The sequence below is a fragment of the Desulfatitalea tepidiphila genome, from assembly GCF_001293685.1.
Taxonomy (GTDB): Bacteria; Desulfobacterota; Desulfobacteria; order Desulfobacterales; family Desulfosarcinaceae; genus Desulfatitalea; species Desulfatitalea tepidiphila.
In genome coordinates this window covers 485,100-508,237 of the sequence record NZ_BCAG01000003.1, presented here as the reverse complement: position 1 = coordinate 508,237, position 23,138 = coordinate 485,100, and the positions used below count along the sequence as shown (strand labels likewise).

The window sequence follows — 23,138 nt, the reverse complement described above, 5'->3', positions numbered from 1 at the left end:
CGGCGTTTTAATCGATCTTTTTGTCCCTGGTCTAATTGACTTTTTCCAAGGTTTATGAAATGTTGCCGGTCTGAAAAAAGATTTCCCTATGGCGGCTATTTCAGTGTACCGTCACCGATTCCGAAGCCTGGTTCCTGCAAGGCATATCCACTGAGGAGAAAAGTATGAACGCGCTCGGACACCCTGATCACCCCGACGTGACAGAAGAGATGTGGCCCCAACTCGACCGATCGATCCAAATCCATCGATCCGTTCCCGGCTCGATCATCACGGTGCTCCGGGAATGTCAGGATATCGTGGGGTATTTACCCGTTGAACTGCTCGACTATATCGGCCGGGGGATGAACCTGCCCAGCAGCGAAGTCTATGGCGTGGCGTCGTTTTATGCCCTCTTTTCCATGACGCCCAAGGGCCGTCACACCATCAAGCTGTGCCTGGGAACGGCCTGCTATGTGAAGGGCATAAAAGAGGTCCTGACCCGCGTCGAAAACCACTACAAGGTCAAGGAGGGTGGGACGACCGAGGATCGGCGGTTCTCGCTGCAGGGGGTGCGTTGCCTGGGCGCATGTGGCCTGGCACCGGTCATGGTGGTGGACCACGACACCCACGGCGCTATAAGCTCGGATAAAGTCATCGATATTCTCGAAAAATACCAATAACCCCCGCAAGACATTCAAAAAAGGATTCGTTCATAGGGGCGCATATATGAAAATCAGCGAACTTCAAGACATTCTCAAAGCCAGGATCCTGGTCGGTGAGGACCAGATGGATCGCGTCATCATGGGCGGCGGCGCGGCGGATCTGATGGATGATGTGCTAGCGGCGGCAGCCAAGGATTGTGTCCTGCTCACAGGCGTCACCACGCCCCAGGTCATCCAGACCGCCCGAATCGCTCAGGTCTGTGCCGTCGTCATCGTGCGCAAAAAAAAGCCCGCCCAGGAAGTCATCGATCTGGCCCGCACGTACAACATCCCCCTGATGTTGACCGACTACTCCCTGTTCGTGGCCTGTGGCCGACTTTATATAAATGGCATCAGAGGATTGGACGGATCGTGGTAACGGATCACACTATCGATCGTTAAGCCGAAGGAAAAACGTCATGCCGAAATTCACCTTGGACGATCTTCAATCGATCAAAGCCGCACATGCAGACCGGATGGCCTTCTCGGATAAAACCTACCTGCTGATTTGCGGCGGCACGGGATGCCACGCCACCGGCAGCATTAAGGTCAAAGAGGCATTGCTCGACGAACTGGCCGCCAAGCAACTTCAGGACAAGGTCGAGGTCGTAGAGACCGGATGCAATGGATTCTGCGCCATGGGCCCCATCATGGTGGTTCACCCGGGCGACATCTTCTACCAGAAAATCGCCGCCGAGGACATCCCCACCATCATTCAGGAACACCTCATCGGCGGGAAGCCGGTGGAAAAGCTGCTTTATAAGGACCCGACCACCAAAAAGCACATCGAGGCCCAGACCGAAATTCCCTTTTTCGCCCATCAGATGCCCCGGGCATTGCGCAACAAAGGGCTGATCGATCCCGAATCCATCGTCGACTACATCGCCCGGGACGGTTACCTGGGAGCGGCGCGTGCGCTGAAGGAGATGACACCCGAGGATATCGTCGAGGAGGTCAAACGGTCCGGCATGCGCGGCCGCGGGGGCGCCGGTTTTCCCACTGGACTCAAATGGGACTTCGCCCGCAAGAGTCCGGGTGAGATCAAATACGTTCTGTGCAATGCCGACGAAGGGGACCCGGGTGCATTCATGGATCGCAGCATCCTGGAGGCCGATCCCCACTCGGTACTGGAAGGCATGATCATCGCCGCCAAGGCGATCAACGCCCATAAGGGGTATATCTACGCGCGCACCGAATATCCGCTGGCCATCAAGCGGCTGCAGATCGCCATCTCCCAGGCCAAAGAGCGGGGGTTGCTGGGCGAAGACATCCTGGGCGCCGGGTTCGACTTCGACATCGACATTTACCAGGGCGCCGGGGCTTTCGTCTGCGGTGAGGAGACGGCCTTGATGCGTTCCATCGAGGGACGTCGCGGCATGCCGCGGCCGCGACCGCCGTTCCCGGCTCACAAGGGCCTCTGGGAAAAGCCCACGATCCTCAACAACGTAGAGACCCTCTGCAACATCCCCCAGATCATTCTGAAGGGGGGAGACTGGTACGCGTCGGTGGGGACCGAAAGGAGCAAGGGAACAAAGGTTTTTGCCCTGTCCGGAGATGTCAACAACATCGGCCTGGTGGAAGTTCCCATGGGCACCACCCTGCGCAAACTGATTTTCGATATCGGCGGCGGTATCCCCAAGAATCGTAAATTCAAGGCCGTACAACTCGGCGGCCCTTCCGGCGGCTGTATCCCTGCGAATCTTCTCGATACGCCGGTGGACTACGAGGAGATCGCCAAGGTCGGCGCCATCATGGGATCCGGCGGCGTCATCGTCATGGACGAAAAAACCTGCATGGTCGATATGGCGCGCTTTTTCATGGAATTTATCCAGGAAGAATCCTGCGGCAAATGCACCCCCTGCCGGGAAGGGACACGCCGACTGCTCGAATTGCTGAAAAAGATCACCGAGGGGAGGGGTGAGCCCGAAGATATCGACACCATGGAGGAGCTTTGCGGGGTCATCCGTGAAACCGCCTTGTGCGGATTGGGCCAGACCGGCCCCAATCCGGTCCTCTCCACCTTGCGATATTTCCGCGACGAATACGAGGCCCACATTTATGAGCGCCGCTGTCCGGCCAAGCGATGCGTCGCTTTGCTCAAATTCGAAATCGATCCCGAACTGTGCACCCGCTGTGGCCTGTGTGCCCGCTCCTGCCCTGTTGAAGCCATCGTTTGGGAGAAAAAGCAGGTCGCTCGCATCGACAAAGAAAAATGTATCAAGTGCCTGACCTGCTATGATAAATGTAAGTTTGGCGCCATCATGTAGAGGAGAAGAGTCCGATGGGAATGGGAATAGCGATCGTGCTGATGGGCGGTTTGGGGCTGGTGGTGGGCATCGGCCTGGCCATAGCTTCGAAGATCTTCTATGTTTACGTGGACCCTAAAATATTAGAGGTCGAGGCCGCGTTGCCCGGTGCGAACTGTGGTGGATGCGGCTACCCGGGTTGTACGGCCAACGCCGAGGCGATCGTGGCCGGCAAATCGGCACCCAACTCGTGCGTAGCTGCCGGTCCGGAAACCGCCCAGGCCATCGCCGCGATTCTGGGCGTGAGCGTAGAGGCGAAGGAGCCGGATATCGCCCTGCCCGGCTGCACCTACGGCGTCGCCGACGCGGACACCAAATACGTTTACGACGGCTTGAACGATTGCCGTGCCGCGGCCCTGCTCAATGGCGGCATGAAAGTCTGCACCATCGGATGTCTCGGTCTCGGCACCTGCGCACGGGTCTGCCCGTTCAACGCCATCGTCATGGGCCCCAAGGGGCTGCCCATCGTCAACGAAAGCCGTTGCACCGGTTGCGGCACTTGTGAGCGCGCCTGCCCCAAGCATATCATTACCCTATCATCGGTCACCCGGCGCATTCTCAGGGAGTACACCACCGAAGAGTGCACCACCCCCTGTCAACGCGCCTGTCCGGCCGGCATCAACATCAGCGCCTACATCAAAGCCATCGCCGACGGCGACACCGATCGGTCCGTTCAGATCATCAAGGAGCGCAATCCCTTTCCCACGGTGATCGGCCGCATCTGTCCGCGCCCCTGTGAAAACGACTGCCGGCGCCAATACGTGGATGAACCGGTGGCCATCAACTTCCTGAAACGCTATGCCGCCGACCAGGAAATGGCGCGGGGCACCCACGTACAACCTTTCAAGGCACCGGAAACCGGCCGTCGCGTGGCCGTGATCGGCGGAGGTGTGCAGGGGTTGTCGGCCGCCTTCTTCACCACCCGCCTGGGCCACACCACTACGGTCTTCGAGGCCCAGCCCAAACTGGGCGGGCTGTTGAGAACCGCCATTGCCAAATACCGTCTTCCGGACAGCGTATTGGATTGGGACATCGAAGGCATCGAGCAGATGGGCGTCAAAACCGAGACCGGCAAGATGCTCGGCCGGGATGTGTCGGTGACCGACCTGCTGGCCGAGGGATATCAGGCCGTTTTTCTGGCGGTCGGCGGATGGGACAGCCGGCTGGCCCGAACCCATGGTAAAGGCGAAGTGAGCCCTGCCCCGGGATGCCATCTGCTCATCGATGTCGCTAAGGCCGGCCGGGACGATTATCCCCGGATTGCGCTCACTGGCCACGTTATGATTGTGGGCAACCCCAACCTGTCACCGGCATTGATCGATCGATGCAAGCAATTGGGGGCCAGCCGCATCACCCTGCTGGTACGCGAAGCGGCCATGAGCGACATCGATCCCGAAGAGATTGCCATCACCGTTGACAAGGGCATCAGCCGCCTTTATGGGGAGGGTCATACGCTCAAGGCGGTTGAATTGACCGATCTGGACAGTGGCGCCACAGACATCGTGCAGGTCGATCACCTGGTATTTGCATCCGGGCGTATTCCCGAACTGATCTTCGTGCCGGTCACGGCATCCGGGGAAGACAGGGAAGGCGCAGCGCCGGCCGCCGCATCATGGGAGGCCCTGCCGCCATACAAACAGCCTGCCTTCCACCATGAAACCGGATTGATGTCCAGGGGTGACAACCTGACCGACTTTCAAGCGGCTATCAAGGCCATTGCAGCCGGCCGCCGGGCAGCGGTATCGATTCACCTCAGCCTGTATCATCTGCCCCTGGAAGTCTCCGACAACGTGGTGACGCCGGAAACCCTGGTCCAGAACGTGGATCACGTGGCCGGTGTGTCGCACCAGGTGCGTCAGATCATGCCGCTGGCCAGCCCGGCCCAAACGGCGCTCGGCCAGGAATTGGAGAAGGGATTCACGGCCGAGATGGCCAAGCACGAGGCAGATCGCTGCCTGCAATGTGGTCTGATCTGCTATTTGAAAGACAAAAAAGAAAAAGTCCTCCTTCGTGAGGGTGCGGCAGGCCGATAACCTCCCGGCAGCCTGACAAACAGATAGACGAAAAAGATTCAACACAACCGAGTCAGAGGGAATCCACCCGAAATACTCGTGGGATATTGCCAATGGCTATTGAAGAAGGCGTCGTCGTTCGAATCGGGGCCCACGGTCCCGCCACCGCCTGGGTGAGAACCTCGCGCTCCAGCGCATGTGAACACTGCGCTTCGCGCGACAGCTGCAATCCGGGTGCCGGTGGAGCGCCACAAGAGGTCGAAGCCATCAACCTCGCAGGTGCAAAGGTCGGAGATCAGATCCAGCTGGTGATCGCCACGGGCGCCATGCTCAAAGCCACTTTCCTGCTCTACCTCTTCCCGATTCTTTGCATGATCGCCGGTGGTTTCCTCGGCGACCGGATGGCGACGGGACTGGGCTTGCACCCATCGGTCGCATCCGCTATAGTTGCATTTGTGTTCTTTGGAGTTGCGCTGGTGGTCATACGCATCAAGGGGCGCCGTATGGCCCATAAGGAAGCGTATCAACCGAAAATCAAACGGATACTGAGAAACGGCGCTCTCCATCCAACCGACATGGAGGCGACCGGGTGTCCTTCTCAAACCCCTAACACATGATCGGGCTTTTCCGCATGATTGAAAAGGTCTTCATTACCAGCAACAACACCGCCACCTTTGTCTGTCCCCAATGCGGCAATGTGACCACCGCCGATGTCTCCAAGTTTGCATCCATCAACAAAAAAATCACCGTCAATTGCACCTGCAACTGTGGTCACCGTTTCAAAGTCTCCCTTGAAAAGAGGCGTCAGTACCGGAAAGCCACCAACTTGGCCGGCGTCTACTTCTGCCGCCTCGAGAACGGCGATGTGGACAAAGGCAACATGCGCGTGGTCGATATCTCTAGCACCGGTGTCAAACTCAAGCTGAATGTCGAACGGAATTTTGACATCGGCGACACGATCCGGGTCGAATTTCACCTCGACGACAAGCGCCGAACCCTGATCAACCGAAGTGTGGTTGTGCGCAACGTTCATAAAAATCTCGTCGGCACCTCTTTTGCCCCGAATCAAGGGGACGAGCCTGCCCTGGGCTTCTATCTGATGTCGTAATGTGTTGGAACCATGGCCTATTGCACCCAATGCCAACGCAATCACCGTGCGGGGTTTATTTCCACCCGATTTGCTGGGACCGACGGCGTCTCCCTGGAGGCCGAGAAATGGGCCCGGATCATCGAATCCTACGGCATTGCCCCGTTCTATTTTGGCGGAGAGATCGATCGAGATCCGGCGCACAGCTACACGGTCGCCGAAGCCCATTTTCAGCATCCCGATATCAAACATATCTATAATCAATGCTTTGGCGCCCGTTTGCGTGAACGAAAAGTCACCGAAAAAATCCAGAAGATCAAACACCATCTCAAAGACCACCTCTACCGCTTCATCGAACAATTCGAGATAGACCTGCTGGTCGCCGAAAACTGCTTGACGATCCCACTCAACCTGCCGCTGGGCATCGCACTGACCGAAGTCATTTCCGAGACCGGCCTCAAAACCATCGCCCATCACCACGATTTTGTCTGGGAGCGGCAAGCATTCTCGGTCAATGCGGTGTGGGAATACCTGAGCATGGCTTTTCCACCGCAACTGCCCAGTATCTCTCATGTCACCATCAATTCATCGGGGGCCAATCAACTCGCACTGCGTACGGGCATCTCATCGACGATCATCCCCAATGTCATGGACTTTGAGAACCCGCCACCGCCGCCGGATGAATATTCCCAGGATGTCCGCCACGCCCTGGGACTGAAAAAATGGGAACTGCTAATTCTGCAGCCGACCCGCGTGGTCAAGCGCAAGGGGATCGAGCATGCCATCGAGTTCGTGAAACGACTCGGCGCACGGGCCAAGCTGGTCATCTCGCACGCTTCCGGTGACGAAGGCCACGATTACGAAAGAAGGGTCTGGGAATACTCCCAAATGCTTGGTGTCGACACCCTCTTCGTATCGGATATCATCAACGACAAACGCGGCACCACCCAAGACGGTCGCAAGATATACACCCTGGAGGACATCTATCCTTTCGCCGACCTGGTGACCTACCCTTCCAATTTCGAAGGCTTCGGCAACGCTTTTCTGGAAGCCATTTACTTTCGCAGACCCATTCTGGTGAACAACTACTCGATCTATGCCACTGATATCCGCCCAAAAGGGTTCGAAGTCATCGAAATCGACGGTTACGTGACCAAAAAAGCCGTTCAATTGGCCAAACGAGTACTTCGTGACCCAGATTTCGAGAAGCAAATGGTGGCGCACAATTACGAAATTGGAAGCCACTACTATTCATACAAAGTGTTGCGACAGAAACTGCACAACCTGATAGGCGACTGCCTGCCCTGTTGTTCTGAAAAATGCTGACATTGACAAAAGTTGAGACTGCAGGCTAAGTTCGACGAGGCGGTGGATTGAATTGGGGTCATCAACAAGGAGAAGGGGAAACAATGCAGTCATCCTACGAAACGTGGCTCTGGGAACAGCGCGGCCAGCGGTGTGTGGAAAACCTGAAAAAGAATGGCTTCGACGCCCACTGGGTGGCGGACACGCAGGCCGGCACCGACCTGATTCTCTCCATAATCGAACCGTATCAGAGTTTTGGTTTCGGTGGATCGGACAGTGTGCGGCGACTCGGCCTGGTGGAGCATCTCAGCGCGCGGGGAAAAACCGTGTTCGACCACTGGCAGCCGAATCTTTCGCCCCAGGATACGTTGGCCATCCGCAAGTCCCAATTGACCTGTGACTGCTTCTTTTGCAGCGCCAATGCCATCTCACTGACCGGTGAGATCGTCAACGTCGACGGCGCCGGGAACAGAACCAGCGCCATGGCGTTCGGCCCTTGCCGAGTGATCATCGTGGCCGGCATGAATAAAGTGGCGGACGATCTTGCGGGTGCGCTGCAGCGGGTGCGTCAAGTGGCAGGCCCCATGCGCGCCAAAAGCCTCAACATGAAGACACCGTGTGCGGAAACCGGCATTTGTACGGATTGCCATTCGCCTCAACGTATCTGTCGCATCACGACCATCTTGCATCGTCAACCCGTGTTGACCCCTACGAGCGTCGTTTTAATCAATGAAGCACTGGGGTTCTGATATCGAGGCTGCCATGACCAACTTTCGTTTGGGGTTATTGACCCTTACAATTTTGTTGTTCTCCCTGATCCATACGCCGCTCTGCTTTTCGGAAAACCACCGCGCCTCGGCACCCGCCCTGGCCACCGTCAACGACACGGCGATCTACCCAAAAGATCTGGCCCGGGAAATCGGCCAACTGCGTGCTGAAATGATCCTGCGGAATCGGCCCTTGTCCGATCGGCAGCTCGATGGCTTGCGCAGCCAGTTCATCGAAAATCTCATCGAACGCGAACTACTCTACCAGCATGCCCAGGAGAAAAATATCCAGATCCGATCCCAATGGATCGACGCCACCCTCAAGGAGTTGCAGGATCAACTGGGAAGTAGATCGGCCTTAAAAACCTATCTCGATAATAGCGGCCTGAATCAGGCAGAACTCGAAGAGCGTATTCGCAAAGGGCTGATCGTTCGACGATTGTTACGACGTGAAGCATTGCGAACCATAAGTGTCAGTGAGGCCGAAATCCAGGCATTTTATCGCAAGAACGCCGCCCTCTTCGATAGGGGTGAAAAAATCAGGGTACGCCATATTCTGGTCGCGGTGAATGACCTGCAAAACAAGGACGATCAAGAGGCCGCATTGAATACCATTCAAACGCTTCAGCGGCGGATTGAAGCGGGTGAGAAGCTCGCCGTCCTGGCCCTCGATTATTCCGATTGCCCAAGCAAAGCCCGGGGAGGCGACCTGGGATACCTTTCCCTTGACCAGATGGTAAGCGACTTCGCCTCAGCCGTCGCCAAACTGGACCCCGGTCAAATCAGCGACGTCGTCACCACACGGTTCGGCTATCATCTGATTCAGATGATCGATCGCCAGCCCGCTGCGACCGAAAGCTACAGGGATGCCCGGGAAAAAATCGAGCGCACCCTGAGGCGCAACAAAGAGAATGCAGCGGCCCAAAAATATGTCGCTGCGCTCAAGCGACAGGCAACTATCGTTCGGCACGGTTCAAATCCTTGAAGTGATAGGCCAAATGTTTTTTCTTGACCTATCGGACAGCCATCGCTTATTCTAAAAATGAATGTTACTCAGACTATAATGATATCTATGTTTTTATAGGCTCTATTCAACTTACTGGGTAACATCGGGGGTGGTAGCCTTTTTGGAGTAGGAACGTAACGACACAGGAGGAAAGAGCTTTGGCAAACGGTACGGTGAAATGGTTCAACAACAAAAAGGGGTATGGCTTCATTAACGAAGAGGGTGGTCGCGACATTTTCGTGCATTTTTCATCCATTACCATGGATGGCTACAAAACCCTGAATGAAGGGGAGCAAGTCATCTTCGAAGTCGAGGAGAGCACACGCGGTCCGGAAGCCAAAAACGTTAAAAGGGCTTAAAGCTTCAACCTGAAAAAGCGCCATGACACCTCTGGTCCGGGGCATGGCGCTTTTTTCGATCGGTGGTTTCTTGTCAGACACCCATCGGTGTCGAGTGCGGCCTTTTTCCAACGATACGCGCCGAATTGGCCACCGCCAACAAGGCCGTACCCACGTCGGCAAACACCGCCTCCCACATGGATGCCAGTCCCGCGGCGCCAAAGCCCAAAAAAATCGCCTTCACGACAAAAACCAGAACGATGTTCTGCCACACGATTCGACGCGTCAATCGGGCAATGGAAAGGGCTTCTGCCATTTTCCGGGGCGAATCGGTCATCAGTACAACATCAGCTGTCTCTACGGCGGCATCAGCGCCCAGTGCCCCCATGGCCACTCCCACATCGGCCCTGGCGATGACCGGCGCATCGTTGATGCCGTCCCCCACATACGCCATCTTCCCATGACCGCGGTGCTGCCGTTGGATTCGCTCCAAGGCCTCCACTTTGTCTTCGGGGAGCAACCCCCCACGGAAGCTGTCGAGCCGAAGACGACGCGCCACCGCCTCTGCTACATACCCATTGTCGCCGGTCAGCATACCCACATGCTCGACCCCTATCTTTTTTAAATCCAGGACGGCTTCGGCGGCATCCGGTTTCAATTCATCGCCGATGACGATGTAGCCGGCATAGGTACCGTCCACCGCGATATGTGCGACGGTTGCCCCCCATTCACACCGGGGGTGAGCGATGGCATGTTGGTGCATCAAGGTGTCGCTTCCGACCAGGACCCGTCTGTTCTTAAATGTTGCGATCACTCCCCTGCCCGGCTGTTCGGCATGTTCGGCGGACGCCAGGGATGCGATGCGCCCGCCGCTCTTTTCATAGGCAGCCACAATGGCCCCGGCGATGGGGTGGTTGGAACGGCATTCGGCCGCAGCGGCCATCTCCAGCAACTGCGACCGGGAATAACCGTTCAGGCTCACCACCTCCCTGATGGCGAACACGCCTTGGGTGAGGGTCCCGGTTTTATCGAACACCACCTGTGTCACTGCTGCCAGGGAATCGAGAAAATTGGCGCCTTTGACCAGGATACCGCGCCGCGAAGCGCGACCGATGCCACCAAAATAGCCCAGGGGAATGCTCACCACCAGGGCGCATGGGCACGAGATCACCAGCAACACCAGGGCACGATAGAGCCAGACGGTAAAGGCATCCCCGGTCAACAGCGGAGGAATCGCGGCAATAGCGGCCGCCGACACCACCACGGCCGGCGTGTAGTATCGGGCGAAGGTGGTGATGAACCGTTCGGTTTTCGCCTTGCGCGCCGTGGCGTCTTCCACCAGGGTCATCACTTTGGCGATGGACGAGCTGGCAAACGGACGCACGACCTTCAGGGTCAGTGCACCGGTTTGGCAGATCTGGCCTGCCAGTACCTCATCTCCCACCCCCACGGATAAAGGCACGGATTCGCCCGTCAAGGCGGCGCTGTCCACCAAAGAACGCCCCTCGATCACCTTGCCGTCCAATGGAATCTTCTCTCCTGGACGCACCACGATGGACGCGCCCACGGGTACCGCTTCCGGGGATAGTTGCCGCAGCCCCTCTTCGGTTTGCAGCCAGGCCCTGTCGGGCTTGGCGTCTAAAAGCGCCCGGATGGACCGTCGCGAACCGGACACGGCCATGGACTGAAGCATTTCTCCCACTTTATAGAACAGCATCACCGCCACGGCCTCGTCATAGGCGGAGATGGCCATGGCGCCGCCGGTGGCGATGACCATGAGCAGGTTCTCATCAAAGAATCCGCCCCGGCGCAGGGTGCGCCATGCGGCGGCGAAGACATTCCAGCCGGCCAGAAAGTAGGCCGCCATGACGAACGGCAGGAAAAAAGCGGCCAGGGTGTGATCTGAGAAACGATATTCGATGAGAAGCGCACCGGCGAAAAACAACACCGAGGCGCAGAGGATGGCGAGCTCTCTGCCGATGGGATAATCCGAGTGTGCTTTTCCGGCCGTCTCGCTTCCGGCCAATTGGGCCATCGGTGTCAATTCGATGGAAGGTTCGATGGCGCGCACGTGCGCCACGACGTTTTCCATATCATCCGTTTGGACTCGCAACGTCTGGGTCGCAAAATCTATGGCGGCATACGCCACGCCTTCCAGTTGCCGGATTCGCGCTTCGATCCGGGCCGCGCAAGCGGCGCAATCGAGGTGATCGATCCGATATTTTTCAATGCCTGCCGTTTCCATGTGTCCCATCGACTCCCTGTTACGACTCCTGGAGATGCGCCATCCCGAGGTCCAAGAGGCGGCGGATGTGATCGTCGTCCAGGGAGTAGTAGACGATTTTTCCCTCGCGGCGCGATTTCACCACCGTGGACTGTTTCAAATTCTTCAATTGGTGGGAGACGGCCGATTGCTGCATGCTCAACAATGCGCACAAATCACACACGCACATCTCCGATTCGCTGAGCGCCCAGAGAATCCGAATCCGCGTGCCGTCGCCAAAGAGCTTGAAAAAATCGGCCAGGGGATCGAACCACCGGCCGTGGGGTAGATTGCGGGCCACATGTGCGACGATGTCGGCATGAATACAGTTGGTTTCGCAGACATCGACGTCGGAAGAAATGTGTCGGACGGACATGGGTGGGCTCCTTTTTCAAAACATATGAACATATGATTATTTGTTCATATATTGACGCCACTCGTATCTGTCAACGAAAAATAAAAAAGCGAGAAGTCGATTGTCTGAACCTATCGATGGATGGAGTCGGATGTGGATGGGAGGTCTTGCCTCAAAAGACCATCGGCGGCAGGACCGGTGCAACGGCTTACTCGCCGATGATTTTCACCAGGACACGCTTGCGTCTGCGGCCGTCGAACTCACCGTAAAAAATCTGCTCCCAAGTTCCGAAATCGAGTTTGCCCTCGGTCACGGCGACCAGGACCTCCCGCCCCATGATCTGACGCTTCATGTGGGCATCGGCATTGTCCTCGCCCACATTGTGATGGTACTGGGACACTGGAGCATGCGGGGCGAGACGTTCCAACCACTGGTCGTAATCGTGATGGAGGCCGCTTTCATCGTCATTGATAAAGACGGATGCCGTGATATGCATGGCGTTTGCCAGACATATCTTGTTTAACACCGTTTGACGGCACCTCGTTGAAGTCATTATTCACAAACATTTCAGTATGTTCGAGCGGTTCATTCCCCTGGTCGTCCGGGTCGCTTTCAGGGTCCAAAACACCATCGAACGCATACAACGTGCCGCGGATCGTGTACCGTAAAGCGTTTGCGGCATCCCGTCTTACGTAAACGCCCAGTCTACGTCCATCTGCGTCCACCCCATCAAAAAATTTTTCGACCAATTTCCGGCGTTCGGTCCAGCTCATTTTGTCGACCCGATGCCATTGTCTAAAGACCCATTTTAGGGTGTGCGTGATGAGTTGTGCCTTGCTGCGAAGTTGTTCACGGGAAGGGATGCCTTGGCACTGGCCGTCAATGTTTTCGATGGCCTTTTTTATGCCCTGCTCGCTACATTTCAAATCGGCCATTTGGCCCTTGGCGTCCTCGTCCGTTAAAATGCCTTTGGCGATGGCACCAATCAGGTTTTGTTTCGCTGTCTGGATTTGGGCCAACTCTTTTTCAAAAGTGGCTTTTTGGGCCAGCAGGTCATCAAGCTTGGTCGTGTCCGGCAGCGCCTTGAGCATGGCTTTTTCCAGGCCGGCCACATCACCGACCAGGGCAAAAAGTTTGTTGAATACCGCCTTGTCCAATTCGTCAGCCCGCACCCAAAGGCCGGGGCCTTGGCTGCATTGTTTCACTCGTTCTCGTTCACGGGGGTGGCGATAGTAGCGGTTTTTATTGCTATGCATGTTTGTTTGGCCGAACATCGCATATCCACACTCGTCACAAAAAACCACCCGCGCCAGCAGATACTTATACTTTTGATGGCCGTGCGTATAAGTTTTGTTCGATGCCGCCCGTTTTAAAATTTGCTCGATGGTTTTTGGTGGCAGCAGGGGTGGGATTTTTATCTTAACGGTTTCATCCACTCCCAACTCCTTGGAACGGTAATGCGTTTCCCATGTGTCACCGCTGCGGCGGGTTAGAGTTTTCCAAAGGCTGGCATGGTTCATTCCAAGGATTTTGGCCAGCTTCGGCAACGGTTCGCCCGAAAGGTATTGCTCCGCAGCCCAAATTATCTTTTGTTGTTTGTCCTTATCGATTCCCCATTTGCCGGTTGATCTGTCAAAAGTGCGTCCGTGCGGTAGTTTTCCACTGGTTGGGAGGCCTCGCTTTGCCCGTTCAATACGGTTGTCTATGGATTTTTGGTTCTGAAGGCGGGCCTGGTATTGGTTAATCACTGCGGCCATGGCCAAAAACATGCGGGCCGTAGGGTCAAAAAGGTTGTGTTCGGTGGTGCCGACGAAAAATCTCACCCCATTTTTTTGCAGGATGCGCAACCCCTCTTCATTTTTTAAGTTGTCCCGGCTCCACCGTGAGGCGTCGGCCACGATTACGGCATCGAAGATGCCCTTGGCCGAATCGGCTAATAGCTGGTTCAGCTTTTTCCGTTCGAAATTTTCCGTTGCATGCTCCTGGCCACTATACCGCCATGGGTCATCCATCAGGATGCCGCCCAAATGCTCAACGGCCCGCATAATTTGCTGTTTTTGGGTGCGTAGGCTTTCGCCCTTCTTGGCCTGGCCCTCTGTGGACACACGAACCAGGGGGGCGAAAATAATCGGTTTTGACAATTTTGCGTTCATCATGGCCCCCTTATTCGCCGATGATTTTAACCAGGACTCGCTTTCGCCGTCTGCCGTCAAATTCGCCATAAAATATTTGTTCCCAGGTCCCGAAATCCAACTTCCCCTCTGTTATGGCACAGACAACCTCCCGGCCCATGATTTGACGCTTCATGTGGGCGTCGGCGTTGTCCTCGCCGACGTTGTGTTGGTATTGGCCAACGGGCGCATGGGGGGCCAGCTTTTCCAACCATTGGTCATAATCGTGGTGCAGGCCGCTTTCGTCGTCATTGATAAATACCGAGGCTGTGATGTGCATCGCATTGCAAAGTAGAAGGCCCTCTTGAATTTGGCTTTCACGTAGGCATGCCTCGACCTGTGGCGTGATATTGATAAAAGCCCTCCGCGTGGGCACCTCGAACCAAAGTTCTTTGCGATAGGATTTCATTTTTTGCCTCCCTCCCTCTGTTATGAGTTGCCTCCCCAAAGATTTTTAACTTGGTCCGCGATTTTTTCTTTCGTAACATCAGCGTACACCAATGTGCTTTGAATGGACACATGTCTAAGCTGCTTTTGAACGGCTCTTAAGTCCCGCTCTCGCGAATATAATTCGACTGCGTAACTATGCCGAAGCGCATGTGTGCTCTTTCCGCGCTGGTACAATCCAAGGCGTTTCAGGAACTTTTTCACAATTTGTTGCAAAGCCTGGGCGGTCATCGGACCTCGCTGCCCGATAAAAATGTGGTCATCAGGTCCGGTGGGTTCGTTGCGGTCCTCTTTCCAATTAATGTACCACTTCAAATGACGTTTCAACCCTTCAGGTATTATCACGGTCCCGCTAACGGAGCCTTTCCCACTTCGAATCCATATCGCCGATTCGCCATAGCCCGCCATCACATCGCCGCAGCGCAAATCGGCAGCTTCGCTAACCCGTAGGCCGGTCGAGGTCAATAAATCAATCACCATCCAATCGCGGATGCCGGTCACCCTGCCCTTGTCCTGGGCCAGCGCGGCCGCATCCCGGGCAGTTCGCCGCAGGGCCTTAATCTGTTGGGCGGTGAAATATTTTGGGCCATCGGTGTTTCGTGGCCTGGATTTTTTGGTCTTTGCGCCTGTTTTGTTTGGGAATTGCACAAGTTTTTCCATTTTTTGCCCTCCGTTAAAAGTTTTATATTGAGTTTATCGACAGGTCCGGTGTCTAAAATCAAGGCAAAATGGGCCTTCAACCATCCGAACTCAAAGGAAAATCCCTAATTTGTTTCATCTTTTTGATGGCAAAAAATGGCAGGTCATGGCCTGTTTTTTGGGTTTGGGTGGTTTGGGGTTTAAGGGACCGTTTTTTGGTGGTACGTCCCGGTTATTAAAACCGCAAAAAACCGGCCGTAGCGCCAAAATTTGCGGTGGAAAACCTTTGGGGGTAGGTACCCCTACCGACCCCCCTATTTTATCACGAAAAATAGTACCGTTTTTGGGCAGTTTAGACATTGGGCGCGGCACCCCTGCCATCATCACCTTGGCATGGCGTGGTAGCGCGTGGCCGTTGGTGATAGATGCTTTGGACGGTAATTTGGTTTTGATGTCTTTGGGCATTTTTTGTTTTCATTGGAAGTATTACTCTAAAATTTTCTTTGGGCATGTTTTTCATTGGAAGTATTTCATCCATGCTTAAATTTCTTTGGACATGTTAGCTCTCCAAAAAAAAAATAAAAAATAAAAAAGAAAAGAAAAATATGTCCAGGGACCCCCTGTATATAAACCCTAAAAAGACCCTAAAAAGACCCTAAAAAGACCCTACGGTATTGGGATTTTGTGTTATTTCAATACCTTCCATGGTTTTTGGTACTCGGTAAATAGGTTTTTGGTACTCGGTAAATAGGTTTCGGGTACTCGGTAAATAGGTTTTTGGTACTCGGTAAATAGGTATCTGGTACTTGGTAAATAGGTTAAAAAAGAAGAGAACACCAAACCCCCACCCTACGGTATTGGGATTTTGTGTTTTTTCAATAGGTTCCATGGTTTTTTATGTTCGCAACATAGTTATCACCTACTCGGTAAATAGGTGAGTGTAATTTTTCCTGTCATATTCGTCCTGGCATTGTTTCCAAATCTCGGCCGGACAAGAATCACAGTTCTCCAAGCCGTTGCAGTCTTCCCCAAAGGCGCCACCAAATGGGCATCGGCTGGATTGTTGTTCTGCTTTTTTTGCAGGAGGCGGGGCCGGTTGCGGCTTTGGTGGTGACTTAGGCTTTGGCGGGGTGGGTTCGCTGTATTCGTATTTGCTGGCGAATGCATGAACCTCGTCAGGGAGGAATACTACGAAAGATTCTCTATCCGGATCAATTTGGTTGGAACGCCACAGCTCTTTTTTGTGTCGTTGTACAGCATCCTCAAGGTTTGGAAATTTCTCCAGCAAATCTTTACCAGATGCGATTTGGGGAGTAAATTCTCTGTTGTGGAATTCTTCGTACCACAACAGCGCAGCTTCGATTCGGCCAATAACGACACCTTTGTCTTCGACCAGGGATTTGATATTGTTTGCCCAAAAATTTACTTTGCGCTGTTCTGTTTTGATACCCTTTGCTTTTTGGAGAACTTCCGCCAGACGGTTGGCCATGTCAACGTAAGGATTTGCTACGTCCAACGTCTTCCGGCCTGGGCCTTCGATGGTGATAAGACCCCCATCCTCCTTTAGTTTAGCACCGTCACGAGTATACTTACCAATGATGCCCTTGGCCAATAGTTGCTTAAGGGCCTTGTCAACGGTTTGCCAAATTTTCTTCCAAGGTTGGCCAGCGGGGTCATAATTTATGAACTCGCAAAGCTTTGCCAGACGAATTGTGTAGGGCATGCGTTGACTTTGGAGAAAACAAAAAAGTGCCTTAGCGATATCACTACTCAACTCGTAGTAGATCGCCGGTTGGATGTAAAAACCGATACCAAAATTCAAAGCGGTATTTAAGTAATCTGCCAAGAATAGTTGACAGGTATCGTCATCCCGACGCCAGCCGTGTAAAAAGATGAAGGTGGCCGAGTTTCTTTTTAGCCTGGATGGGCCAGGGTTTATTTCAATCCGTGCCAATTTCAGCCTGTCAATACTTTCCCTAATCGGTTGGAGAGTAGATTCATTGTAGGGATTTTTGATATTTCCAGCCTTGGCAATATCCGAAATTTTTAGATTTAGTGGGTGTTTGCCGGAAGTCTTGTAGATGGCCAAAAGCGTGATTAGCGTTTGGCGGTCTTTTTCTCTCAGCTTGCCATGGACACGAATTGTGTTTTCGCCGTACTTCTTTTCGATGTAGCCCTGGGGGTTGAGTTCTTCATCACTGATCAAAAAAGGACTTGGACGAGTAATTTCATTTTTGAAATTCAACGAAACACTTTTTTTGGGGTTGGCCAAACGAGTAGGTGTTGACGGGGTGGGTGCAGACTTCGTGCGTCTAAACAAGATTTGTGACATTTTGAATCCCTCCTTTTCAATTTCTCCCAATTGAAGAAGCCGGGGAAAGTGGTGGAGGGAGTTGGCCAACCACTTTTCGGGAGCGACCCTATCCCCGGTTGTGTTCACCGCCACGTGGCCGTCAGGCCGATTGGTCGGGAACCTGTTATTTTATTTTACAGTTTGGACGTTGAATTTTTCCGTAGAACTAAAAATAAATTTGCCGTAATCTATTCAGTTAGGACGGTTTGGTAGGTGCTTGAATGACGATTTACGGGCTAAATATCGGCATAAAACTGGAAATAAAACTTTATCATCCAACCTGGATAAATGAATGGACGTGAGATTCCCAGGTCGAGGCGTGGGTGTCACCGTTGTGAAATAATTCATGCACAACATAGTCCCTATTCAGTTGGGGATTGACGGCGCTGTCCAACGCGACCAGGCCACCCGCCTTAACATATGGGTTTAGAATGGAATTAATAATGACGCCTCTTTGCTGCTGGAAAGCGCCGGTCAGCATCGGTTCACACCGAAGAAGAAAACCGTTCCTGTGACTAATGACAGGCTTATTTGTGCCGAGATAAGTGCCATCAACAATAGCATAAAAAATTTTATTCTCCACTCTCCAACTGAAACCGTAGACACGTGATAAGCCATCTAATGCTTCATTGATTGGAAGAGCAAAACTTAGGCCTTGGTTTCCAATTCTCTTGGTGGTGTTGATATTTACATTCTTTGGGTCTACCACAACCCCCGGTATCCTCTTGGCAATGTTCAAAACAATATCTCGTAACTTCGAACCACCGGCAAAAGTCTGTGCCAAGACTGTTCTACTTAACCCACCAAACGCGGCATTTGTGAGAAGGGTTGTTACGATATCCGGTCCGTGGCGATAATTCGTCGCCTGCAAAAGACTTCCAGTGTAGAGCAACACCAAATCGGTATCATACCAACCAACCCACAAAGCAATCTGGATGGCTGGTTTTTGTAGTTCGTTTCGAAGCTCTTTGCTCAGGTTGTAGATTTGGATGACAGTAGGGGTTGCTGTACTAACAACATGCTGGTGCACCTGAAATTTTATCCGCAAACCCGATTGAGTTCCATCGCCATCAAGGGCAACGGAGAGTTTTTCGTTTCCACCACCTCTCCATTCTTCTAATGGGCCGATCAAGACACGCACTCTGCGTCTATATGGTAAGGTATCCGTCATAACTCACCTCTGAATTATTTTGGGGATGGAGGACATGGGTGGACACGGCCCATGTCCTCCTGGGGGTTGATCCGCCCGTCAGGTAGGGCAATGTCCCGCTGCGGACGGCTTGCCAGTGTTTTTTCGGACACCGCTGGCTGGTCCGGGCGTTGGGAGGAGAGGCCCTACGGCCACGCCTGGCCGGCGAGCTGTGTGAGGGACAGCCCACGCCTTACGCTAAAACTCTGTTTGTGCTGGTTCCTGGGCCAAGACATCCCGCAGCTCGGCAACTACCGATGCGGCCCGTTCGTCGCGGTCCATAAAAAACTGATACGTTTTTTGGCGATAATTACCACTTTCAATCGCCTTGATGATGGCCTTCTGTTCGGCCATGGCCTCCTGGCAGGGATGGTCTGGGTTTTCGCGAAGCGATTCCTTCATCAAGGCAATGGTCAGTTCGGCCATGGCCTTGGCGGCAGCAGTATCTTCTCCAGGCCGTGCGATCTGCTCCAATTGGAAAATTTTACGTTCGATTGCTCTCATAGAAGCCCCCTTTCCTTAAGCCTGCGTTCCAATTCGGCCACGCGTTTCTCGAGGTCTGCATCCTTGATAGCACCCAACAAAATATTCGAAATGTAGGCCAACCGTCCGGCCAGGGCCGAATCCAGAACACCACCATGTCGTTCCTCAAGGCGGTGAATCAACGAAGCTAAATATTGGCGCACCGATTTGATGGAGTTGAGCCGGTTATTCTTCGCCGGGGAAGACCCCCCGGGTGGAGTATTGGGGGACGTCACATTCCGGCGAAAAATCGTTCCATTTCCTGTGGGTTTCGTTGCCATTTCTAATCCTCTTTCCGACCCTTGAAACCCATCTTCTCCAACGGGTCTCGACGATTTTTATACTTCTTGTAGCCAACTTCCAATGCCTCGGCAGCGGTCGGCAGGTTGCCGACTTTGCTTCGCCGAATCTTTCGTAATCCAGCCTTGGCACGCAATTCCTCGATGGATTCAAGGGCTTCACCGGCATTCATCACACCCATTTTGGCAAGGGCAATAGTGCGATTCATTGCTCGCACATCGGCAAACGAGGCATCCTCCCGGTCCCTGGCATTCATCATGCGCCGGACATCGGCAGGCGTGAAGTGGGGCGTGCCAAAGCGATTGGTGCGGCGCTGGTTCATAATTCGTCGAAGGGTGGCCTGGGGGTCGCTGTTGGTGATATTGGCGAGGGCCAGTTCGTCGGCTTCTTCCTGGTCAAAATCGTAGTTGGAGAGTTTTTTTCTCTTGGCTGCGTCCAACTTAGCCTGGATTTCGGACAAGGCTTTGTTGCGTCCGTTTTCAAATGCTTCGGAATTCATTGGTCGTACTCCTTTCAAATTAAAAATTCGAACATCTTCACCCGCCCTGCCGTAGCCGGGAGGAATGATAGCAAGGTGATTGAATCGCAGTTGCTGCTGAATTGCATCAAATCGTTGCCCATTGAGGATGCCCGGTTCATACGTTGTTTCGGCCACGTATGCGGCGCTGATCTCTCCAAGTTCACCGGCTTCTATGGCACGAATTGCTTCGGGAAATGTAACGAGGAGATCACAAACAAGGTAATCGCCGTCCAATTTGGGTGTGCCAGCTACGGCACCGATAGCGAACTGCTTCACATTATTTTCGTCGAGCCAATGATGGTCCCCGCCCACTAATGGAACACCTTCAAGGCTGCGTAGTGCATCGGGATCGGTCATGGCCTGTCTTGTTACGGCCATTAGAATTTCATCGGTTGGGAAATTGGGGGGAAGTGCGCCAACAAGCTCGTCGGCTGTGTATGGCATCACCCTTTCGGCCAAAATACGTGCGCGGCAGCGCAGCCAGCCCTCTGCGGTCTTTGTCCACTTAGGGCGGTCAGGACTTGAGGCGGCGAAATTGAGGATTCGCAACATTTTTTTGCGTTCCTTTCTTGAGGTAGTCTGTAACCAATCCGCTGATCACAGCGGTCGCGGTCTTGTCTTCCATTAGACACTTGGCCCGGAAAAGTGTCCAGAGCTGCTTGTCGATTGCTATGGTTGTGATCCGTTTTTCGGTTTTTCCGTACTTCGCGAGTGCCATTTCGATTTCTTCCTCAGCCTTCAAGCGTCCGATTTCATTGGGGGTTGTCATTGTTGTTATCCTTTTTCGGTTATTGGTTTTTAACAAACTAATAAAATCAATTGCACCAATAGTCAAGTAGAAAAATAGTATAACCTATTGTTTTATTTAAATAAAAAATTAAATAAATCGCTCTAAATTAAAAAAACAAAGGAACACATTTCTGTATTCCCTTGTTTTATTTATGGATTTTGTTTTTTGGTGGGTGTGGTGAAGAAGTAATTCTGGTACGGGAAAAAGCCTGGCGGCGAGCCTATGCGGTCTCGGTCATTTCAAAAAAAAGTACGTTTACTTGGCCTTGCAAAGCACGAGCCCCTCCTGTATCCCGCTTTCCCGCAGGCACGCCTCGACTTGGGGTGTGATATTGATGAAGGCACGCCGTGTCGGCACTTCAAACCACAGTTCTTGCCGATAGCTTTTCATCTTCGCTCCTTTCGCAAGGTAATTCGTGCCCGCCCACAAATAGGCAAATTGGGTCGAGATCAAGGCGCACGAAAAATTTAACCGCAGGCATATGACGGATATTCCGAGGATGAAATTTTTCGTGCAACGCCGATATCGGGCAAATTGGACATTTGTGGATGGGCACTACTTCATGGCCTTAATCAATTGATTGGCCGCCACCAGCAGCGGATCCCAGGTGGGGCCGAAGGGGGGTGCGTAGGCCAGATCCGATTCGCAGAACTGCGCCACGGTCATCGCGGCATGCAGGGCCACGGCCGCTGTATTGATGCGGTGGGCCGCCCCCTCGCGGCCGACCATCTGAGCGCCCAACAGCCGGCCGCTGCGTCGATCACCGACCATGTGGACCAGGATCGGCGATGCGCCCGGCATGGCATGGGCTTTTGAGGAGGCCTTGATGGTGACGGTGGCCGGGTCAAAGCCGGCCTCGGCCGCCTCGGCTGCGGTCAGGCCGGTGCGCGCCACTTCGAGATCGAACACCTTGAAGACGGCGCTGCCGACAACCCCCTGAAGCGACACCTCGCGGCCGCACAGGTGGTCCGCCACGGCCCATCCAGCGCGATTGGCACGCAACGCCAACGGGATCCAGACGCGCCCCCCGGTGACCACATGAAAAGCGTCGGCGCAATCACCGGCCGCATAGATCCGATCGTCCGAGGTGCGCATCTGCCGATCCACGGCAATGGCATCGGACGGACCCAATGCCAGACCGGCATCCCTGGCCAGCCGGCTGTTGGGGGTCACGCCGATGGCCACGACCACCAGGTCGGCCTCCAACCTATCACCGGATGCACTTACGGCCGCCAGATGGTTGCCGCGTTCCTCGATGTGATCCACGGAAAAGTCGGTGTGGCGGGCCACCTGGTGGGCCGCCAACTCCTCGCCGACACGCTGGGCCAGTTCTTCGGGCAGCCAGGGCAACAACCGGGCACGCGGCTTGGCCATGGCCACCTCGATGCCGCGTTCCCGCAAGGCCTCGGCCATCTCCATGGCGATGTAGCCCATGCCCAGTATCACCGCACGCTTGACCGGGTGTGAAGTGATGCGCTCTTTGATCGCCTGGGCATCGTCAAGGGTTTTCACCACCATCACGCCGGGCAAATCGAAACCGGGCCGGGCCGGAACGATGGGATCCGCGCCTGTGGCGATCAATAGACGATCGAACGGCAGCTCGAACCTTTTGCCCTCGCGGGTTTGCCCGCTCACGAGACCTTCCGACAGGTCGATGTGCTCGACCTGATGTTCGGTCCGCACGTCGATGCCCGATTTTTTACGAAATACGTCGGCTGTTCTGACCACCAAATCTGCGACCGCCCGCCGGGGGTCGGAAATATTGTACGGAATGCCTCAGGCGCTGTAGGAGACGGTCGTGCTGCGCTCCAGGACAGTCACCTCCAGACCCGCATCGTTGCGCTTTGCTCGGCTGGCCGCACTCATGCCGGCGGCATCGCCGCCGATGACCACGAATTTCATAAGACCTCCCATTTTTCCATTCAACGCCCTGACCGATCCGATTCCCTGACCGGCGCATCCGCCCGCGTATCAGGATCTTCATCCAACCGTTGGGGAATGGTTCAAAAAAGCCGCCAGGCATGATAATGATGCCCGGTCAATGATATGAAGGGATTATCGCAGGTCACAGGTGACGTCAACACGTAG

General features: G+C 54.1%; 26 protein-coding genes. 11 read left to right on the top strand and 15 right to left on the bottom strand.

Annotated features, from left to right (window positions below):
- Positions 1-164 precede the first annotated feature (164 nt).
- From DFT_RS06905 to DFT_RS06860, 10 genes are all read left to right on the top strand, one after another.
- Positions 165-659 carry an NADH-quinone oxidoreductase subunit NuoE family protein gene (locus DFT_RS06905; RefSeq protein ID WP_054030498.1) on the top strand — a complete coding sequence of 165 codons (495 nt, stop codon included), beginning with the start codon at positions 165-167 and terminating at the stop codon, positions 657-659.
- Between the two features lie 46 nt (positions 660-705).
- On the top strand, positions 706-1,059 hold the full coding sequence (locus tag DFT_RS06900; protein WP_054030497.1) for a DRTGG domain-containing protein: 354 nt from the start codon (positions 706-708) through the stop codon (positions 1,057-1,059).
- A 40-nt stretch (positions 1,060-1,099) separates the two neighbouring features.
- The gene (nuoF, locus tag DFT_RS06895; RefSeq protein WP_152971889.1) at positions 1,100-2,947 is read left to right on the top strand and encodes an NADH-quinone oxidoreductase subunit NuoF; all 1,848 of its coding nucleotides are present in this window, start codon (positions 1,100-1,102) and stop codon (positions 2,945-2,947) included.
- 20 nt (positions 2,948-2,967) lie between these two features.
- Entirely contained in the window at positions 2,968-5,019 is a 2,052-nt protein-coding gene (locus DFT_RS06890) for a (Fe-S)-binding protein (RefSeq protein WP_054032385.1), read from the top strand.
- Positions 5,020-5,111: 92 nt separating this feature from the next.
- Positions 5,112-5,615 carry a SoxR reducing system RseC family protein gene (locus DFT_RS06885; protein WP_054030496.1) on the top strand — a complete coding sequence of 168 codons (504 nt, stop codon included), beginning with the start codon at positions 5,112-5,114 and terminating at the stop codon, positions 5,613-5,615.
- Entirely contained in the window at positions 5,612-6,106 is a 495-nt protein-coding gene (locus DFT_RS27220; RefSeq protein WP_054030495.1) for a PilZ domain-containing protein, read from the top strand. Before DFT_RS06885 ends, DFT_RS27220 begins: the two co-directional genes overlap by 4 nt.
- A 258-nt stretch (positions 6,107-6,364) precedes the next feature.
- Positions 6,365-7,411: a glycosyltransferase family 4 protein gene (locus DFT_RS06875; protein WP_235506187.1), complete on the top strand. Its 1,047-nt coding sequence runs from the start codon at positions 6,365-6,367 to the stop codon at positions 7,409-7,411.
- An 83-nt stretch (positions 7,412-7,494) separates the two neighbouring features.
- Positions 7,495-8,139: a lactate utilization protein gene (locus DFT_RS06870; protein ID WP_054030493.1), complete on the top strand. Its 645-nt coding sequence runs from the start codon at positions 7,495-7,497 to the stop codon at positions 8,137-8,139.
- Positions 8,140-8,152: 13 nt separating this feature from the next.
- Complete coding sequence (locus DFT_RS06865) at positions 8,153-9,142, top strand: peptidylprolyl isomerase (RefSeq protein WP_054030492.1); 990 nt, start codon at positions 8,153-8,155, stop codon at positions 9,140-9,142.
- Positions 9,143-9,321: 179 nt separating this feature from the next.
- Positions 9,322-9,522, top strand: coding sequence for a cold-shock protein (locus DFT_RS06860; RefSeq protein ID WP_054030491.1), 201 nt, complete (start codon positions 9,322-9,324; stop codon positions 9,520-9,522).
- A 73-nt stretch (positions 9,523-9,595) separates the two neighbouring features.
- Here DFT_RS06860 and DFT_RS06855 read toward each other — a convergent pair whose 3' ends face one another.
- The 6 genes from DFT_RS06855 to DFT_RS06830 all read right to left on the bottom strand — a co-directional run bounded on the left by DFT_RS06855 (position 9,596) and on the right by DFT_RS06830 (position 15,397).
- Positions 9,596-11,746 carry a heavy metal translocating P-type ATPase gene (locus DFT_RS06855; protein ID WP_083453572.1) on the bottom strand — a complete coding sequence of 717 codons (2,151 nt, stop codon included), beginning with the start codon at positions 11,744-11,746 and terminating at the stop codon, positions 9,596-9,598.
- Positions 11,747-11,765: 19 nt separating this feature from the next.
- Entirely contained in the window at positions 11,766-12,140 is a 375-nt protein-coding gene (locus tag DFT_RS06850; RefSeq protein ID WP_054030489.1) for an ArsR/SmtB family transcription factor, read from the bottom strand.
- A 187-nt stretch (positions 12,141-12,327) separates the two neighbouring features.
- Positions 12,328-12,615 (bottom strand): secondary thiamine-phosphate synthase enzyme YjbQ, encoded by a 288-nt coding sequence (locus tag DFT_RS06845; RefSeq protein WP_305791179.1) that lies wholly within the window; start codon positions 12,613-12,615, stop codon positions 12,328-12,330.
- A complete protein-coding gene (locus tag DFT_RS06840) occupies positions 12,584-14,272 on the bottom strand; it encodes a recombinase family protein (protein WP_054030488.1) in 1,689 nt (562 codons plus the stop codon). Before DFT_RS06840 ends, DFT_RS06845 begins: the two co-directional genes overlap by 32 nt.
- 10 nt (positions 14,273-14,282) lie before the next feature.
- A complete protein-coding gene (locus DFT_RS06835; protein WP_054030487.1) occupies positions 14,283-14,699 on the bottom strand; it encodes a secondary thiamine-phosphate synthase enzyme YjbQ in 417 nt (138 codons plus the stop codon).
- A 20-nt stretch (positions 14,700-14,719) separates the two neighbouring features.
- Entirely contained in the window at positions 14,720-15,397 is a 678-nt protein-coding gene (locus tag DFT_RS06830) for a tyrosine-type recombinase/integrase (RefSeq protein WP_054030486.1), read from the bottom strand.
- A 109-nt stretch (positions 15,398-15,506) separates the two neighbouring features.
- Between DFT_RS06830 and DFT_RS06825 the strand changes: the two genes are divergently transcribed.
- Positions 15,507-15,920, top strand: coding sequence for a hypothetical protein (locus tag DFT_RS06825; protein ID WP_054030485.1), 414 nt, complete (start codon positions 15,507-15,509; stop codon positions 15,918-15,920).
- Positions 15,921-16,295: 375 nt separating this feature from the next.
- Here DFT_RS06825 and DFT_RS06820 read toward each other — a convergent pair whose 3' ends face one another.
- The 9 genes from DFT_RS06820 to DFT_RS27115 form a co-directional block, all read right to left on the bottom strand.
- Positions 16,296-17,708 carry a hypothetical protein gene (locus DFT_RS06820; protein ID WP_054030484.1) on the bottom strand — a complete coding sequence of 471 codons (1,413 nt, stop codon included), beginning with the start codon at positions 17,706-17,708 and terminating at the stop codon, positions 16,296-16,298.
- A gap of 292 nt (positions 17,709-18,000) precedes the next feature.
- Positions 18,001-18,900: a baseplate hub protein gene (locus DFT_RS06815; RefSeq protein ID WP_152971888.1), complete on the bottom strand. Its 900-nt coding sequence runs from the start codon at positions 18,898-18,900 to the stop codon at positions 18,001-18,003.
- A gap of 216 nt (positions 18,901-19,116) precedes the next feature.
- Positions 19,117-19,422 carry a hypothetical protein gene (locus DFT_RS06810; RefSeq protein WP_054030482.1) on the bottom strand — a complete coding sequence of 102 codons (306 nt, stop codon included), beginning with the start codon at positions 19,420-19,422 and terminating at the stop codon, positions 19,117-19,119.
- Positions 19,419-19,721 carry a hypothetical protein gene (locus DFT_RS06805; RefSeq protein ID WP_200907037.1) on the bottom strand — a complete coding sequence of 101 codons (303 nt, stop codon included), beginning with the start codon at positions 19,719-19,721 and terminating at the stop codon, positions 19,419-19,421. Before DFT_RS06805 ends, DFT_RS06810 begins: the two co-directional genes overlap by 4 nt.
- A 2-nt stretch (positions 19,722-19,723) precedes the next feature.
- Complete coding sequence (locus tag DFT_RS24895) at positions 19,724-20,812, bottom strand: DUF2213 domain-containing protein (protein ID WP_076750429.1); 1,089 nt, start codon at positions 20,810-20,812, stop codon at positions 19,724-19,726.
- The gene (locus DFT_RS06790; RefSeq protein ID WP_054030479.1) at positions 20,775-21,029 is read right to left on the bottom strand and encodes a hypothetical protein; all 255 of its coding nucleotides are present in this window, start codon (positions 21,027-21,029) and stop codon (positions 20,775-20,777) included. Before DFT_RS06790 ends, DFT_RS24895 begins: the two co-directional genes overlap by 38 nt.
- A gap of 276 nt (positions 21,030-21,305) precedes the next feature.
- Positions 21,306-21,440, bottom strand: a complete 135-nt coding sequence (locus DFT_RS24890; protein ID WP_305791178.1) for a YjbQ family protein — start codon at positions 21,438-21,440, stop codon at positions 21,306-21,308.
- A gap of 165 nt (positions 21,441-21,605) precedes the next feature.
- Complete coding sequence (locus tag DFT_RS06785; RefSeq protein ID WP_305791186.1) at positions 21,606-22,778, bottom strand: FAD-dependent oxidoreductase; 1,173 nt, start codon at positions 22,776-22,778, stop codon at positions 21,606-21,608.
- A gap of 48 nt (positions 22,779-22,826) precedes the next feature.
- Positions 22,827-22,964 (bottom strand): NAD(P)-binding protein, encoded by a 138-nt coding sequence (locus DFT_RS27115; RefSeq protein ID WP_305791177.1) that lies wholly within the window; start codon positions 22,962-22,964, stop codon positions 22,827-22,829.
- Positions 22,965-23,138 lie beyond the last annotated feature (174 nt).